The organism is Halomonas sp. Y3 (assembly GCF_024137965.1).
Taxonomy (GTDB): domain Bacteria; phylum Pseudomonadota; class Gammaproteobacteria; order Pseudomonadales; family Halomonadaceae; genus Halomonas; species Halomonas mongoliensis.
Genome location: NZ_CP099975.1, coordinates 2,244,711 through 2,258,683, shown reverse-complemented (window position 1 = coordinate 2,258,683; position 13,973 = coordinate 2,244,711). Strand labels below are relative to the sequence as shown.

Sequence of the window (13,973 nt, the reverse complement as noted above, 5' to 3'; positions counted from 1 at the left end):
GTGGCTATTCGCCCTCGATGCCGGTGATCGGCTTGGTGGTGCCCCAGCTGCGGCAGCGGGGGCACTGCCAGTGGAGCGTTTCACCGGCAAAGCCGCAGCGCCGGCAGCGGTGGCGGGGCAGCGCCTTGAGCAGGGTCGAGGTGTGACGCTGCAGCAGCTGAAGCTGCTCGAGAGGTTCCCCCACGCTATGCTGCCGATAGAGGTCGATCAGGTAGTCCAGCGCGCCCAGGCTCGATTCGCGGTTGAGCTGCTCGCTGACCAGGTCGATGGCAGCCTGCAGGCCTTCCCGGTGGCGCACCGTCTCGGCCAGGAGGATGATCACGCTGGTATAGGGGGTGCGCTCCACCAGCTGCTCGAGATGGCGCACCAGGCCCTCCTCGTCGTCGAGCAGGCGGTAGGCAGCGGCCAGGGGCGGCAGCAGGGTAGGCGTGAAGGCCGGGTCCTGGTTGGGAATGCGCTCCAGCAGGCGAATCTCCTGGCGGTAGTGGCCGGTGTCGTGCTCCAGTGCCGCCAGCAAGAGGTTGGCGCGCACGCAGCGCGGGTCGACGGAGAGCGCCCGGCGCAGGTGCTTGCGGGCGAGGCCCGGGCTTGCCTCGAAGCGCTCCTGCTCGGCCAGCTGGCAGAGCCAGTGGGCAGCGGCGCGACGCATCTCCTCGCTGTCGCGGGTCAGCTGGGGCTGGGCGACCTCCAGCGCCGCCTGCCACTCTCCCTCGCGCTCCAGCAGGTCTACCAGCAGTCGCTTGGCCGCCAGGCGGCTCTCGCCGTCGTGAGCATCGCGGATCAGCCCCTTGAGCAGTCGCTCGGCGCGGTCGAGCAGGCCTAGGGCGAGAAAGTCCCGGGCCAGCTCAAGCTGGACCTTCTCGCTCTGGAGGCTCGACAGGGTGGGGCGGGCCAGCAGGTTCTGGTGAATCTTCACTGCCCGGTCACCTTCGCCGCGAGCCCGGAACAGGTTACCCAGGGTGATATGGGTATCGATGGTCTCGCTGTTGACCTCCAGGGCGGCCACGAAGGTCTCGAGGGCGCGGTCCTGCTGGTCGTTGAGCAGGTAATTCAGCCCCACGAAATAATCCCGCGCCAGCTCGGTGGATGGCACGGGATCGCTCCCTTTGCTGCGTTCGCGGCGGCCGAGCCACCAGCCGATGGCGACCGCTGCCAACAGCAGGGTCAGCAGCAGGGCATCGGGCATTCTAGGGGAGTTCCTTCAGCTCCTGCACGCGCAGGCGGTCCAGCTCCTTGCGCTGCTGCTGGTTGTGGCGCTGGGCACGGGTCAGCAGGGTGCGCAGGCGCAGGTAGACGCCGCTCATGGCCAGCATGCCGAGCAGGACGCCCACGGCCAGGGAGGCCAGCAGCCAGACGGACAGCGATATTGCCGGCAGCTCCAGCCAGATCAGGTTGAGCGGAATGGCCTGCTGGTTGTTGACGGCAAAGAGGATGCCGACCAGCAGAACGACCAGCAGAATGATGGCCAGGATAAAGCCTTTGAGCCAACGCATGCGCTTGTGTCCCCTGTGAATGGAAGAGAGTAGTGGCCGGAGCGGCGTCAGTAGCCCAGAGCGCGGCTGGCATCCACCTGCTCGCGAAGCTCCTTGCCGGGTTTGAAGTGTGGCACGAACTTGCCGTCGAGCGCGACCGGTTCGCCGGTCTTCGGGTTGCGTCCGATGCGCGGCTCCCGATAGTGCAGCGAGAAGCTGCCGAAGCCTCGAATCTCGACGCGCCCCCCTTCGGCCAGGGTGTCGGTAATGTCATCAAGAATCAGCCGCACGGCGGCCTCCACCTCCTTGATCGACAGCTCCGGCTGTCGCATGGCAATCTGCTCGATCAACTCGGACTTGGTCATCGACATTCTCCGTGTGCGGTGCGCAACCGGAATCGGCATGCCTGCGCTGTTATTTTCCACAGCATACTCGGCAAGTCTCGATAAAACAACGCACTACGACTATCGGCCGCGGAGGTAAGCAACGGCTGCCGTGACGGGAGGGGTCGGGTATACTGACGTCATACTTCATCGGACAGGCGAGGTCGATCTTGAACGAGCAATCATCCCAGGATGCAGCACTGCGCAAGCGGCTCTACTGGCACTCCCGTCGCGGCATGTGGGAGCTGGACCTGCTGCTGGTGCCCTTCCTCGAGCGGTGCTACGACGGTCTGGGCGAGGAGGATCAGGCGGCATTTCGTGAGCTGATCGACGAGGAGGATCAGGATCTGTTCGTATGGCTGATGCGCCGCGAGTGGCCCGAGGAGCCGCGGCGCCGGCGCATCGTGCAGCTGATCATCGAACATGCCGAAAGCGCCGATAGCCTTGGGCATCGTCCCGTCTAGACTCTCTCTTCTGCTGCATGTCGTGCTGGCTGCCCTGGTGGCCGGCATGGCGCTTCTGCTGGCGCCCCTCTGGCTGGGCGTACCTCTTCTTGTGGCCATCTTGGCCGTGACCCTGCGCGTCCTGCGCGGGCGCCCAAGCGGCGCGCTGCGGGCGCTGCCGCTTGCCGATGACGGCCTGCGCTGGGAGTGGTGCGACCCCGGCGACACGGCCTGGCGATCCGTCACCCTGCGCTGCGACTACCTGGGACCCTGGCTGATCGGGCTGCGCCTGGACGCGCGTCGGCTCTGGCTCTGGCCGGACAGCAGCAGCGCCGCCTCGCTCTGGCAGCTGCGGCGCCTGCTGGTGCAGCAGCGGTCGGCGTGAACCTCCTGTCGACGCCCTGAGAGCACCGGGCGCCGGGTCGCTCAGGGGTGGGCCAGGTCGCCCAGGTGGAGGCGCGACGGCTGCGGGGTGCCGGGGGCGTGCCCCGGGCAGTCGGGGTTGAAGTGCAGGCCCCGGGACTCCCGGCGTCGCGCCGCACAGGCGACGGTCAGGCGCGCCAGGCGCAGCGCATGCCAGAGGCTGGCGAGCGCCAGGGTGGGGCGGCAGCGCGCCACCAGCGGTGCCAGGGCGGCGTGCAGCTCGGCCAGTTCGGCGGTGGCCTCCTCCAGGCCGGCATCGCGGCGCACGATGGCGACTCGGGCGCTCATGATGCGCCGCATCCGCTCGCGAAGCTCGGCCAGCACGCCCTCATCGGCCTCGTCCTCTCCTCCCTGGTTCTCCAGCAGCGGGGCCGTTCCCTCGCTAGGTGCGGTTTGCCGGTTCAGGGCGGCGGCACAGCTGCGCGCATAGACCAGGCACTCCAGCAGGGAGTTACTGGCCATGCGGTTGGCGCCGTGCAGCCCGGTGCAGGCCACCTCGCCGATGGCGTAGAGGTTGGCGACGGTGGTGGCGCCGTTCAGGTCGGTGGTCAGTCCGCCGCAGCTGTAGTGGGCGGCGGGCACCACGGGAATGGGGTGGCGGGCAATGTCCAGGCCGCGGCTGGCGCAGTGGGCGTGGATGCTGGGGAAGTGGTGGCGAATGGCCGCCTCGCCCAGATGGCGGATATCCAGCAGCACGTGGTCGCTGCCGGTGCGCTGCATCTCGGCATCGATGGCCCGGGCCACGATGTCCCGAGGCGCCAGCTCTGACCGGGGGTCCAGGGCCGGCATGAAGCGCTCGCCATGGACGTTGAGCAGCCGGCCGCCCTCGCCGCGTACCGCTTCGCTGATCAGGAAGGGGGCGCCATCCGGGTCGTAGAGGCAGGTGGGGTGGAACTGCTGGAACTCCAGGTTGCTCAGCTCGGCGCCCAGCTCCGCCGCCATCATCATGCCCTCGCCGCGGGCCGGCTGGGGGCTGGTGGTATGCCGGTAGAGGCCGCTGGCGCCGCCCGTGGCCAGCACCGTATCGGCCGCCAGCAGCGCGTGCAGGCGGCCGTCGCCGTCCAGACAGCGCGCCCCCCGGCAGCGGCCCTCGGCGTCGGCAATCAGGCCGATGGCGGTCAGGTCGTCCCTCACGCGGATGGCCGGATGATCAGCCACGTGGCGCTTGAGGGTCTCCATCACCGCCAGGCCGGTGGCGTCGGCGGCGTGAATGATGCGCCGGGCGCCGTGGCCCCCTTCACGGGTCAGGTGATAGGGGTAGCCGGCGTCTGGACTGGTGTCGCGCGTGAAGGGGACCCCCAGGGAGAGCAGCCATTCGATGGCCGCCGGGCCCTGCTCCACGGTGAAGCGCACCGCGGCCTCGTCGCAGAGGCCATCGCCGGCGACCAGGGTGTCGGCCACGTGGGCGTCGAAATCGTCGCTGGGGGAGAGCACGGCGGCGATGCCGCCCTGGGCCCAGCGGCTGGCGCCTCGGTCGTCGCTGGCTGGACGCAGCAGGGTCACGGGGCGATGGTCGGCGATCTCCAGGGCGAGCACCAGGCCGGCGACGCCGCCGCCGATGATCAGCACCTCAGGGTTTGCGTGATGCATCTTCTGCTCCTGTCGTGTTCCTGGCGCTGGCGCGCTGTCCCCACTTGCGGCCGGAGGCCCGGTGCAGCCGCCGGCTGGGGAGGCGGCTCAGGCTGCCCAGGCGCAGCACCAGCTTGCCGGTCAGGCGGGCCAGCTCCCGATTGAGCCACAGGTAGCCGCTGGGGCTGAACAGCACGCGGCCTTCGCTGCTGCGGGCCGTGGTGGCAAGCTCGGCGTGCTGTTGCAGGTCGAACTGGCTGACCGTGACGGCGATGTCCTGGCCGGTGCGGACCTGAAAGGCGAGGGCGTCCAGCTCCCGGGCAAGTCGGTGCTGCTCCCCGCTGAGGCCCGTCATGGCTTGGATGCGGTCGTGGCCGTCCCGGTTGGTCCAGCGGGTCTCCAGCAGCAGCTCGATGGTGGAGAGCATGCGGCGCTGCAGGGAGATGATGTCGTCGAGCTCGTTGCGCCGCAGGCGGCCCTCGCGGTGGATGGCGTCCACCAGGCCGCGCTGCTTGACCAGCGCCGAGCTGGTCGCCTTGAGCAGGGCCTGGGTATCCAGGTCCATGGAGGTCGAGGCGGTGGTGTGGGCGTGGAAGAGGCGGGCCATTCGCTCCAGGTTCTCGGCCAGCATGAAGCGCATCATGTCGGTGGCCTTCTGGGGGAGCACCAGCAGGGTCACCAGGATGCCGACCAGGGTGCCCAGCAGCACATCGAAGGCGCGCCACAGGGCGATGCTGAGATCGTGGCTGCCGTCGCCGATGACCAGCAGCAGGCTGATGGCGAACATCAGGCCGCTGTAGCCGTGGCGGTTGCCGAAGGTGAGCCAGGTGGCGACGCCGATGGCCAGCAGGCTGCCGAGGGGGATCAGGGTGCTGCCGGTCAGCGGCAGCAGGATGAGTGCCAGGCCGGTGCCGGCGCCGAGCAGGGTGCCCAGCAGGCGCTGACGGCCCTTGTCGAGCACGCCGCCGATATGGGGAAGATTGCCCATCACCATTACGGTGCTGACCAGCGCCCAACTGGAATGGGGAATCTCGAACAGGCGTATGATCAGATAGGTGACGGCCAGTGCAACGAGGACGCGCACCACGTGCAGGGGGCGACGAAAACGATAGGTAAAGAAGGGGTCGCGCAGGGGCGGCAGTGTCATGATGCAGTGCCAGGCTAAGCGCCGCGACGGTGTCGGTCCAGGCGAGGAGTTAGGAGACTGGTGCCCGGAGCCGGGCTCGAACCGGCACGGTGTCGCCACCGAGGGATTTTAAGTCCCTTGCGTCTACCAATTTCGCCATCCGGGCGGCACGGTGTCGAGCTTTGAAAAGGGGAGTGGAGGCTGGAGTCGGAATCGAACCGGCGTACACGGAGTTGCAGTCCGCTGCATAACCACTCTGCCATCCAGCCTCATGGAGTCATGGGTATCTTTCGTTGGAAAGATGGAGCGGGAAACGAGATTCGAACTCGCGACCCCAACCTTGGCAAGGTTGTGCTCTACCACTGAGCTATTCCCGCCTGACTCGAGAGCGAATTATACGGATAAGTTGGTGACTGTCAAACGCTTTTATATTGCGCTGGCCGATTATCTACATCGAGCGGCTGAGGTGGGGCCAGGCGGCGCGCAGGTAGAGCACCATGGACCACAGCGTCAGCACCGCGGCCGCGTAGAGAGTCACGAGCGCCAGCAGGGCCATCGGGGTGCCGGGGGCGAAGGCGAGCAGCAGGAAGATGGCGACCATCTGCAAGGTGGTCTTGACCTTGCCGACCCAGGAGACGGCGACCTGGCCCCGCTTGCCCATCTCGGCCATCCACTCCCGCAGCGCCGAGATGACGATCTCGCGGCCGATGATCACCAGGGCCGGCAGAGTGAGCCAGATCGCCTCGTAGCGCTCGATCATCAGCGCCAGGGCCACGGCCACCATCAGCTTGTCGGCCACCGGGTCGAGAAAGGCCCCGAAGGGCGTCGACTGGTTCCAGCGCCGCGCCAGGTAGCCGTCCAGCCAGTCGGTGGCCGAGGCCAGGGCGAAGAGGGCGGCGGCCAGCGGCATGCTCCAGGCGAAGGGGAGATAGAAGAGCACCACCAGCAGCGGAATGAAGGCGATACGGGCCAGGGTGAGGATATTCGGGATGTTCATCGGATGCTGCGTGTCCTTGCCGGTGAAGTGGTGCCGAGGCGCCCGCTCATTCTATCCCCCTTGGGCAGGATCATCCATGCAGGGCGCGATGAATCGTCTCGGCCAGGGCGGCGCTGATGCCGGGCACCCGGGCCAGCTCCTCGCGGCTGGCCTGGCGCACGCCCTGCAGGCCGCCGAAGAAGCGCAGCAGCTCCCGGCGGCGCTTGGGGCCCACGCCGGGAATGCCCTCCAGGGTGGAGGTGCGCCGCACCTTGTCGCGCCGGGTGCGGTGGCCGGTGATGGCGAAGCGGTGGGCCTCGTCGCGGATGTGCTGGATCAGGTGCAGGGCCGGGGAGGCGCCGTCCAGGTCCAGGGTGCGCTCCACGGTTTCCAGGAAGAGAGTCTCGAGGCCGGCCTTGCGGGTGGTGCCCTTGGCGACGCCGAGCAGGATCACGCCGCTGGCGCCCAGCTCGCCGAGCACCTCCCGGGCCATGTTGAGCTGGCCCTTTCCGCCGTCGACGATCAGGATGTCGGGACGCTGGCCCTCGCCCTCCTGGAGGCGCCGAAAGCGTCGGGTCAGGGCCTGGCGCATGGCGGCGTAGTCGTCGCCGGCCGCGACCCCCTCGATATTGAAGCGGCGGTAGTCGGACTTGCGCGGGCCGTTCTCATCGAAGACCACGCAGGAGGCGACGGTGGCCTCGCCGTGGCTATGGCTGATATCGAAGCACTCCAGCCGAGCCGGGGTCGTCTCCAGCCCCAGGGCCTCGCGGAGCGCGGCAAAGCGCCTGGCCAGCTGGCTCTGGCTGGCCAGCTGGCCGGCCAGCTGCTGTTCGGCGTTGGTGATCGCCAGTGACTTCCACTGGGCGCGGTGGCCGCGCACCTGGTCGACGATGCGGACCTGCCGGCCGGCCCTCTCGCCGAGCGCCGCCGCGATCAGCGCCCGCTCTTCCAGGGGGTGGCTGGTGATCACCTCGCGGGGAATCTCTCGGGCCTGGCCCAGGTAGTACTGGCTCACGAACTCGGCCAGCAGGGCGTCGGGTGAGAGGTCCAGGCCGTTGGTCGGCGCATGGTGGCGGGCCCCCAGCAGGCGGCCGTGGCGCACGCTGAGCACCGAGATGCAGAGCGCACCGGGGCGGCTGGCCAGGGCGAAGACGTCGGCATCGCCGTCGGCGGTATCCACGAACTGGCGCTGCTGCAGCTGACGCAGCTGCTGGATCTGGTCGCGCAGGCGTGCGGCCTCCTCGAAGGCGAGCTCGCGGCTGGCGGCTTCCATGGCCTCGGTCAGCTCCCGGGTCACCTGCTCGCTCTTGCCCTCCAGGCACTGGACGGCGTGCTCCAGGTCGCGGCGGTAGTCCTCCTCGCTGATATGGCCGACGCAGGGGGCGCTGCAGCGCTCGATCTGGTACTGCAGGCAGGGGCGAGTGCGATGGGCGAAGACGCTATCCTCGCAGTTGCGGATGCGGAAGATCTTCTGCATCAGCGACAGGCTCTCGCGCACCGCATGGCTGCTGGGGTAGGGGCCAAGGTAGCGGCCATCGTCGCGGCGGCTCCGGGCGCGCTTGTACTCCAGGGCCGGGTAGGGGTGGCGGTCGGTGACGAAGATGAAGGGGTAGGACTTGTCGTCGCGCAGCAGGATGTTATAGGGCGGCCGCAGCTCCTTGATCAGCGTCTGCTCCAGGAGCAGTGCTTCGGTCTCGCTGTTGGTGACCGTGACCTGGATGTCGGCGATGCGGCTCACCAGCGCCTGGGTCTTGGCGTTCAGGGCGCCCCGAAAGTAGCTGGCCAGGCGCGCCTTGAGGCGCCGGGCCTTGCCGACATAGAGGGTGTCTCCCTGGGCGTCGAGCATCCTGTAGATGCCCGGGGACTCGCTGACGGTAGCGAGGAAGCGGCGGTGATCGAAGCTCATGGGCGCGCGCCTGGCGACGTGACGGGAGCGCTATCCTAGCAGATCGTCCCGGGGGCTTGCCCCGGCACGCTCACTCCACGCTGGCGAACCCCTCGACCAGGCCGTGGCGAAGCCCGAGGTGGGTGAGCTCCACGTCGGTCTGCACCCCCAGCTTGTCGAAGATCCGGTAGCGGTAGGTGTTCACCGTCTTGGGGCTGAGGAAGAGGCGGTCGGAGATGTCGGCGACCTTCTGGCAGTTGACGATCATCATCGCGACCTGCATTTCGCGCTGGGAGAGCTGATCGAAGGGGTTCTCCGAGGCGTCGATGCGCGAGAGCACCAGGCGCTGCGCCACGTCGGGGCTGACGTAGCGCTGGCCGCCGAACACGCCGCGGATGGCCGACACCATCTCCTCGTGCTGGCAGTCCTTGCTCAGGATGCCGAAGGCGCCGGCATCCAGCAGCCGCTGGGCGAAGGCTTCCTCCAGCCAGGCGGTCAGGATCAGCACCCGCGTGTCGGGCTGGGTGCGATGAATCTTGCGGGTGGCTTCCAACCCGCCGATGCCCGGCATGCGGACATCCATCAGGACCACGTCGGGCGCGAGGCGGCGTGTCTCGGCGATGGCCTCTTCGCCGTTGCAGGCTTCTCCCATCACGCGGATGTCTTTTTCCGCATTGAGAAGGTGGGCGATGCTGGTCCTTACCAGGTGATGGTCATCGGCTATCAGTACCCGGATCAAGGCAGCGGCTCCTGAGCTAGTTGGCGGTCAAGGGGTAGCGCGGCAGTGGGATGCACTCCACTGGAGGAAAGGGTGGCACAACTCGGACGAAGGGGGAAAGTATACCTTGTTCGCTTTTTCTCACTTTCGCCGCGGGGGTTGACGGCGGTAGCTCTCTTGCGTACTATTTGCCTCGTTCTCGCGGAGCGGGAACAGCGTGGGGCCTTAGCTCAGCTGGGAGAGCGCAACACTGGCAGTGTTGAGGTCAGCGGTTCGATCCCGCTAGGCTCCACCAACCGAATACCGAAACCCCGGGTAGCGCAGCGCGCTACCCGGGGTTTTTTTGCATGCGCTGTTTTACATGCTTTGTATTCGCTGCCCGGGGCGTTTGGTCTGGTCGCTTCCGGTGGCCTTGGTCGCACCCGGTGGCGCGGGGGGGCGAGGGCCGCAAAGCAGCAAGCCCCGCCTCGGCATGGCCGGGCGGGGCTTGAGCGCGCTTTGGCTGTCAGTCTGGGGCTCAGGCGCAGTCGGCGGCGCCTTCTCCGAACATGTCGAACAGCAGTTCGCGACCCAGGGGCGTCAGCACCAGGCGGTTATGCTCGTTCCAGGAGGCTGCTTCGCTGTTGACCAGCACCTTCTCGCAGGTCTGCCACTCGCTGGTGCTGCTGGCGATGCTTTCCGCTTCGCGTCGATCCAGGCCGCGGTGGGGCACGGAGACGGTTTCCAGGACATGCCCGTGGTGGTAGAGCATGGCCGCCATGTGGGATAGGCACTGGCGCAGGCTGCGCTGCATGGAGGCGATGGGGGAAGTGTCGATCATCATGTGCCGCAATTCCTTACACGCTGAATGTGCTGCGGCGCATTATACTACCAAGGTCGACATTATACAAAGGTCTAGCCGGCTGGAATGACGAAGCCCCGGCGGTGGAGCGCGCCGGGGCTTCGTTGGGAGCTCTGCCCTGGGGTCAGCTCTGGACGCGGCCCAGCAGCAGAAACTCGATCAGTGCCTTCTGGGCGTGCAGGCGGTTGCCGGCCTCCTGCCAGACCACGGCCCGTGGATCCTCGAGCAGGGTCTCGCTGATCTCCTCGCCGCGGTGGGCGGGCAGGCAGTGCAGGAAGAGGGCATCGTCCCTGGCGCGGTCGAGCAGTGCCTCGGTGACCTGGAAGCCGGCGAAGTCCGCCTCCCGCTTGGCCTGCTCCTCCTCCTGGCCCATGGAGGCCCAGACGTCGGTGGTGACCAGGTCGGCATCGAGGACCGCCTCGGCCGGGTCGCGGTGGATGCTGATGCGATCGCCGGCGGCCTCGAGGATGTCCCGGCGCGGCTCGTAGCCCTCCGGGCAGCAGATGCGCAGCTGGAAATCGAACTGGCGGGCGGCGTTGATCCAGGAGTGGCACATGTTGTTGCCGTCGCCGATCCACACCGCGGTCTTGCCCTTGACGCTGCCGCGCAGCTCGGTCCAGGTCATCACGTCGGCGAGCAGCTGGCAGGGGTGGTAGTCGTCGGTGAGGGCGTTGATCACCGGCACGCTGCTGGCGGCGGCATACTCCTCCAGGCCCGCGTGGGAGAAGGTGCGAATCATCACCGCGTCGACCATCTCCGAGAGCACCCGGGCGGTATCGCCGATGGGCTCACCGCGACCGAGCTGGGTATCCCGCGGCGACAGGAAGAGCGCATGGCCGCCGAAGTGCGCCATGGCGGTCTCGAAGGAGACCCGGGTGCGGGTCGAGGACTTCTCGAAGATCATCGCCAGGGTGCGGTTGCGGAAGGGGGCATAGACCGGGCCCTGGGCCTTCAGCTCGTTCTTGATGGTGATGGCGCGCTGGATGAGGTAGTGCAGCTCATCCTGGCTCAGGTCCAGCAGGGTCAGGAAATGGCGGGTGGCCATAGGGCGTGCTCCACGGGAAAAAACGCTCATCCTAGCCAGCTGTCGGGGGATGCGCAACGCGACCTCTGCCAGTAGAATGGTCCGCACCAAGACCTACCGCTGAACTCGGGTATTGTTGTCTTGCCAGGCCTGACAGCCGGCAGCGATGATTTTCCCGGCCTAGCCATACCAGAAACGGAGATGCCATGAGCACCACCCTCGAGAACATCCAGCGCCAGATCGGCGAGAACCCGATCCTGATCTACATGAAGGGCACCCCGCAGCTGCCCCAGTGCGGCTTCTCCGCCCAGACTGTCCAGGCCCTGATGTCCTGCGGCGAACGCTTCGCCTTCGTTAATATCCTGGATAACCCAGATATCCGCGCCGAGCTGCCCAAGTTTGCCAACTGGCCCACCTTCCCGCAGCTGTGGGTCGAGGGCGAGCTGGTCGGCGGCTGCGATATCGTTATGGAGATGCACCAGAGCGGCGAGCTCGAGAAGCTGATCAAGGAAACCGCCGCCAAGCACAACCAGACTTCGTCTGGAGCTTGAAGCCGTAAGCCTGAAGCTTTAAGAAAAAACACCCCCGTAGCCGTGCTGCGGGGGTGTTTGCTATACGGACAGCAAGACGATGCTGCTTTCCAGCTTACGGCTTACGGCTGTTCTTCGATCCCCTGTTCGCGCTGGGCCTGGGCCCAGCCGCCGAGGTCCCTGTAGCGGTTGACCATGGCGCAGAAGAGCTCCGCGGTGCGTTCGGTGTCGTAGCGGGCGGAGTGGGCCTCGCTGTTGTCGAACTCGATCCCCGCGGCGCGACAGGCCCGGGCCAGCACCGTCTGGCCATAGACCAGGCCGGCCAGGGAGGCGGTGTCGAAGCTCGAGAAGGGGTGGAAGGGGTTGCGCTTGATGCCGCAGCGGGCTACCGCGGCGTTGAGAAAGCCGTGGTCGAAGGCGGAGTTGTGGCCCACCAGCACCGCTCGGGTGCAGCCGTGGGCCTTGATCGCCTTGCGCACCGGACGAAAGATCTCGCCGAGTGCCTCGGCCTCGGAGAGGGCGACGCGCTGGCGCAGCGGGTCATCGAGCCTGATGCCGGTGAAGTCCAGCGCCGACTGCTCCACGTTGGCTCCCTCGAAGGGCGTCACATGAAAGGCATAGGTGGACTCGGGCAGGAGGTTGCCCTCGGCGTCCATGGTCAGGGTCACGGCGGCGATCTCGAGGATCGCATCGCGTTCGGCGTTGAAGCCGCCGGTCTCCATATCCACCACCACCGGCAAAAAACTGCGGAATCGCTGTGCCAGCAGGCCGCGGGCGATCGCCTCGCTCATGCACCTCTCCTTGCGTCTTTCGGTCTCGATCACCCCGCCCCGGGGTGAATTTGCGCAGTCTAGCAGGTCGGCCCCCGGGACGTCCCGGGGCTGGTATTCGTCTTGACCCTGGCGCGCTATACTGGGCGTTCTGACGCAACATCCCTATCCGTTTATCGAGGAGCCCCGAATGTCCGATGTCAAGAAGGTCGTGCTCGCCTACTCCGGTGGCCTGGACACCTCCGTTATCGTCAAGTGGTTGCAGGAGACCTACAACTGCGAGGTGGTGACCTTTACCGCCGACATCGGCCAGGGCGAGGAAGTCGAGCCGGCGCGCGCCAAGGCCCAGGCACTCGGCGTCAAGGAGATCTACATCGAGGACCTGCGCGAGGAGTTCGTGCGCGACTACGTCTACCCGATGTTCCGCGCCAACACCATCTACGAAGGGGAGTACCTGCTCGGCACTTCCATCGCGCGCCCGCTGATCGCCAAGCGTCTGATCGAGATCGCCAACGAGACCGGCGCCGACGCCATCTCCCACGGCGCCACCGGCAAGGGCAACGACCAGGTGCGCTTCGAGCTGGGCGCCTACGCGCTCAAGCCCGGCGTCAAGGTGATCGCCCCCTGGCGCGAGTGGGACCTGACCTCCCGCGAGAAGCTGATGGCCTACTGCGACGAGCACAGCATCCCGGTGGACTTCTCCAAGAGCAAGAAGAAGTCCCCCTACTCCATGGACGCCAACCTGCTGCATATCTCCTACGAGGGCGGCATCCTGGAGGACCCCTGGGCCGAGGCCGAGGAGGAGATGTGGCGCTGGAGCGTGTCGCCCGAGGCGGCCCCGGACGAGCCCACCTACGTGGAGCTGACCTATGAGCAGGGCGACATCGTGGCCCTCGACGGCCAGCCGATGAAGCCCCACGAGGTGCTCGAGACCCTCAACAAGGTGGCGGGCGCCAACGGCATCGGCCGCCTGGATATCGTCGAGAACCGCTACGTGGGCATGAAGTCCCGCGGCTGCTACGAGACCCCCGGCGGCACCGTGATGCTCAAGGCGCATCGTGCCATCGAGTCCCTGACCCTGGACCGCGAGGAGGCCCATCTCAAGGACCAGCTGATGCCCAAGTACGCCGAGGTGATCTACAACGGCTACTGGTGGAGCCCGGAGCGGCGCATGCTGCAGGCCGCCATCGACGAGACCCAGAAGAACGTCTCGGGCGTGGTGCGCATCAAGCTCTACAAGGGCAATGTGATCGTGGCGGGGCGCAAGTCCGAGCAGTCCCTCTTCGACGAGTCCATCGCCACCTTCGAAGATGACGCCGGCGCCTACGACCAGAAGGATGCCGAGGGCTTCATCAAGCTCAACGCCCTGCGCCTGCGCATCGCCGCCGGCAAGGGCCGTCAGCAGGCCTGATCGGCCCCGCTGATGCCTTCCGTCGACGCCGGCCCCGTGCCGGCGTCGTCGTCTGCACGGGCGTGCGCAGCGAAGAGGAGACGCGACCATGTTCAAGAAACTGTTTTCCGGCCTGCTGGGCGGCGGCGAGAAGCGCCCCTCCGGGGCTCGGGCCGCCGACCCGGTGGAGTACCAGGGGTACCAGATCATCTCCGAGCCGGACGAGCAGGGCGGCCAGTACCGCGTCAGCGGCTGGATCCGCCGGGTGAGCCCCGAGGGCGAGCCCCAGGAGCATCGCTTCGAACGCTCCGACATGGTCCCCGGCCGCGAGGCCTGCGACCAGCTGATGGTCAGCAAGGCCCGGCGCTTCATCGACGAGGTGGGTGAGGAGATGTTTCCGCCGCGCTGACCCGCCGTGCAGCA

The 13,973-nt window shown here is 67.3% G+C and carries 16 protein-coding genes and 4 tRNA genes; 6 read left to right on the top strand and 14 right to left on the bottom strand.

Annotated elements, in window-relative coordinates; genetic code table 11:
* Nucleotides 1–4: 4 nt before the first annotated feature.
* Genes lapB through NHL60_RS10785 form a run of 3 tightly spaced genes read right to left on the bottom strand, consistent with a single transcriptional unit; the run spans nucleotide 5 to nucleotide 1,876 of the window.
* The gene (lapB, locus tag NHL60_RS10795) at nucleotides 5–1,186 is read right to left on the bottom strand and encodes a lipopolysaccharide assembly protein LapB (RefSeq protein ID WP_253443162.1); all 1,182 of its coding nucleotides are present in this window, start codon (nucleotides 1,184–1,186) and stop codon (nucleotides 5–7) included.
* Between the two features lies 1 nt (nucleotide 1,187).
* The gene (locus NHL60_RS10790) at nucleotides 1,188–1,493 is read right to left on the bottom strand and encodes a lipopolysaccharide assembly protein LapA domain-containing protein (protein ID WP_253443160.1); all 306 of its coding nucleotides are present in this window, start codon (nucleotides 1,491–1,493) and stop codon (nucleotides 1,188–1,190) included.
* Nucleotides 1,494–1,540: 47 nt separating this feature from the next.
* Nucleotides 1,541–1,876 (bottom strand): integration host factor subunit beta, encoded by a 336-nt coding sequence (locus NHL60_RS10785; RefSeq protein WP_299316303.1) that lies wholly within the window; start codon nucleotides 1,874–1,876, stop codon nucleotides 1,541–1,543.
* 149 nt (nucleotides 1,877–2,025) lie between these two features.
* On the opposite strand from NHL60_RS10785, the gene NHL60_RS10780 reads away from it, so the two are divergent.
* Both NHL60_RS10780 and NHL60_RS10775 read left to right on the top strand, forming a co-directional pair.
* Complete coding sequence (locus NHL60_RS10780; RefSeq protein WP_253443155.1) at nucleotides 2,026–2,319, top strand: succinate dehydrogenase assembly factor 2; 294 nt, start codon at nucleotides 2,026–2,028, stop codon at nucleotides 2,317–2,319.
* A gap of 46 nt (nucleotides 2,320–2,365) precedes the next feature.
* A complete protein-coding gene (locus NHL60_RS10775) occupies nucleotides 2,366–2,683 on the top strand; it encodes a hypothetical protein (RefSeq protein ID WP_253443153.1) in 318 nt (105 codons plus the stop codon).
* A 41-nt stretch (nucleotides 2,684–2,724) separates the two neighbouring features.
* Here the strand turns inward: NHL60_RS10775 and nadB are convergent, their stop codons facing one another.
* The 8 genes from nadB to NHL60_RS10735 all read right to left on the bottom strand — a co-directional run bounded on the left by nadB (nucleotide 2,725) and on the right by NHL60_RS10735 (nucleotide 9,016).
* Entirely contained in the window at nucleotides 2,725–4,311 is a 1,587-nt protein-coding gene (gene nadB, locus NHL60_RS10770; protein ID WP_253443151.1) for an L-aspartate oxidase, read from the bottom strand.
* Nucleotides 4,292–5,437, bottom strand: coding sequence for an FUSC family protein (locus tag NHL60_RS10765; RefSeq protein ID WP_253443149.1), 1,146 nt, complete (start codon nucleotides 5,435–5,437; stop codon nucleotides 4,292–4,294). The genes nadB and NHL60_RS10765 overlap by 20 nt, the downstream gene beginning before the upstream one ends.
* 58 nt (nucleotides 5,438–5,495) lie before the next feature.
* Nucleotides 5,496–5,582: transfer RNA gene (locus NHL60_RS10760), tRNA-Leu, on the bottom strand.
* A 29-nt stretch (nucleotides 5,583–5,611) separates the two neighbouring features.
* Nucleotides 5,612–5,685, bottom strand: a tRNA-Cys gene (locus NHL60_RS10755).
* Nucleotides 5,686–5,718: 33 nt separating this feature from the next.
* A tRNA-Gly gene (locus NHL60_RS10750) sits at nucleotides 5,719–5,793 on the bottom strand.
* A gap of 71 nt (nucleotides 5,794–5,864) precedes the next feature.
* Nucleotides 5,865–6,413, bottom strand: a complete 549-nt coding sequence (pgsA, locus tag NHL60_RS10745; RefSeq protein WP_253443147.1) for a CDP-diacylglycerol--glycerol-3-phosphate 3-phosphatidyltransferase — start codon at nucleotides 6,411–6,413, stop codon at nucleotides 5,865–5,867.
* 70 nt (nucleotides 6,414–6,483) lie between these two features.
* A complete protein-coding gene (uvrC, locus tag NHL60_RS10740; RefSeq protein ID WP_253443145.1) occupies nucleotides 6,484–8,298 on the bottom strand; it encodes an excinuclease ABC subunit UvrC in 1,815 nt (604 codons plus the stop codon).
* Between the two features lie 70 nt (nucleotides 8,299–8,368).
* Nucleotides 8,369–9,016: a response regulator gene (locus NHL60_RS10735; protein WP_253443143.1), complete on the bottom strand. Its 648-nt coding sequence runs from the start codon at nucleotides 9,014–9,016 to the stop codon at nucleotides 8,369–8,371.
* Between the two features lie 198 nt (nucleotides 9,017–9,214).
* Between NHL60_RS10735 and NHL60_RS10730 the strand changes: the two genes are divergently transcribed.
* A tRNA-Ala gene (locus tag NHL60_RS10730) sits at nucleotides 9,215–9,290 on the top strand.
* Nucleotides 9,291–9,512: 222 nt separating this feature from the next.
* On the opposite strand, the gene NHL60_RS10725 is transcribed toward NHL60_RS10730, so the two are convergent.
* Both NHL60_RS10725 and argF read right to left on the bottom strand, forming a co-directional pair.
* Nucleotides 9,513–9,818: a hypothetical protein gene (locus tag NHL60_RS10725; RefSeq protein WP_253443141.1), complete on the bottom strand. Its 306-nt coding sequence runs from the start codon at nucleotides 9,816–9,818 to the stop codon at nucleotides 9,513–9,515.
* A 142-nt stretch (nucleotides 9,819–9,960) separates the two neighbouring features.
* Nucleotides 9,961–10,881, bottom strand: a complete 921-nt coding sequence (gene argF / locus NHL60_RS10720; protein WP_253443139.1) for an ornithine carbamoyltransferase — start codon at nucleotides 10,879–10,881, stop codon at nucleotides 9,961–9,963.
* A 185-nt stretch (nucleotides 10,882–11,066) separates the two neighbouring features.
* On the opposite strand from argF, the gene NHL60_RS10715 reads away from it, so the two are divergent.
* A complete protein-coding gene (locus NHL60_RS10715) occupies nucleotides 11,067–11,411 on the top strand; it encodes a Grx4 family monothiol glutaredoxin (RefSeq protein WP_253443137.1) in 345 nt (114 codons plus the stop codon).
* A gap of 101 nt (nucleotides 11,412–11,512) precedes the next feature.
* Here the strand turns inward: NHL60_RS10715 and rnt are convergent, their stop codons facing one another.
* The gene (rnt, locus tag NHL60_RS10710) at nucleotides 11,513–12,181 is read right to left on the bottom strand and encodes a ribonuclease T (protein WP_253443135.1); all 669 of its coding nucleotides are present in this window, start codon (nucleotides 12,179–12,181) and stop codon (nucleotides 11,513–11,515) included.
* A gap of 169 nt (nucleotides 12,182–12,350) precedes the next feature.
* Here rnt and NHL60_RS10705 point away from each other — a divergent pair, with 169 nt between their 5' ends.
* Both NHL60_RS10705 and NHL60_RS10700 read left to right on the top strand, forming a co-directional pair.
* Nucleotides 12,351–13,571, top strand: coding sequence for an argininosuccinate synthase (locus NHL60_RS10705; RefSeq protein WP_253443133.1), 1,221 nt, complete (start codon nucleotides 12,351–12,353; stop codon nucleotides 13,569–13,571).
* An 88-nt stretch (nucleotides 13,572–13,659) separates the two neighbouring features.
* Nucleotides 13,660–13,959, top strand: coding sequence for an HlyU family transcriptional regulator (locus NHL60_RS10700; protein ID WP_253443131.1), 300 nt, complete (start codon nucleotides 13,660–13,662; stop codon nucleotides 13,957–13,959).
* The last annotated feature ends 14 nt before the right edge of the window (nucleotides 13,960–13,973 follow it).

What these genes read in the sequence shown, in the direction of transcription:
- NHL60_RS10715 (WP_253443137.1), top strand. Translation starts at nt 11,067, where the DNA reads ATGAGCACCACCCTCGAGAACATCCAGCGCCAGATCGGCGAGAACCCG.
- pgsA (WP_253443147.1), bottom strand. Translation starts at nt 6,413, where the DNA reads ATGAACATCCCGAATATCCTCACCCTGGCCCGTATCGCCTTCATTCCG.
- NHL60_RS10765 (WP_253443149.1), bottom strand. Translation starts at nt 5,437, where the DNA reads ATGACACTGCCGCCCCTGCGCGACCCCTTCTTTACCTATCGTTTTCGT.
- NHL60_RS10725 (WP_253443141.1), bottom strand. Translation starts at nt 9,818, where the DNA reads ATGATGATCGACACTTCCCCCATCGCCTCCATGCAGCGCAGCCTGCGC.
- NHL60_RS10775 (WP_253443153.1), top strand. Translation starts at nt 2,366, where the DNA reads ATGGCGCTTCTGCTGGCGCCCCTCTGGCTGGGCGTACCTCTTCTTGTG.
- NHL60_RS10785 (WP_299316303.1), bottom strand. Translation starts at nt 1,876, where the DNA reads ATGCCGATTCCGGTTGCGCACCGCACACGGAGAATGTCGATGACCAAG.
- NHL60_RS10790 (WP_253443160.1), bottom strand. Translation starts at nt 1,493, where the DNA reads ATGCGTTGGCTCAAAGGCTTTATCCTGGCCATCATTCTGCTGGTCGTT.
- argF (WP_253443139.1), bottom strand. Translation starts at nt 10,881, where the DNA reads ATGGCCACCCGCCATTTCCTGACCCTGCTGGACCTGAGCCAGGATGAG.
- NHL60_RS10700 (WP_253443131.1), top strand. Translation starts at nt 13,660, where the DNA reads ATGTTCAAGAAACTGTTTTCCGGCCTGCTGGGCGGCGGCGAGAAGCGC.
- uvrC (WP_253443145.1), bottom strand. Translation starts at nt 8,298, where the DNA reads ATGAGCTTCGATCACCGCCGCTTCCTCGCTACCGTCAGCGAGTCCCCG.
- lapB (WP_253443162.1), bottom strand. Translation starts at nt 1,186, where the DNA reads ATGCCCGATGCCCTGCTGCTGACCCTGCTGTTGGCAGCGGTCGCCATC.
- rnt (WP_253443135.1), bottom strand. Translation starts at nt 12,181, where the DNA reads ATGAGCGAGGCGATCGCCCGCGGCCTGCTGGCACAGCGATTCCGCAGT.
- nadB (WP_253443151.1), bottom strand. Translation starts at nt 4,311, where the DNA reads ATGCATCACGCAAACCCTGAGGTGCTGATCATCGGCGGCGGCGTCGCC.
- NHL60_RS10705 (WP_253443133.1), top strand. Translation starts at nt 12,351, where the DNA reads ATGTCCGATGTCAAGAAGGTCGTGCTCGCCTACTCCGGTGGCCTGGAC.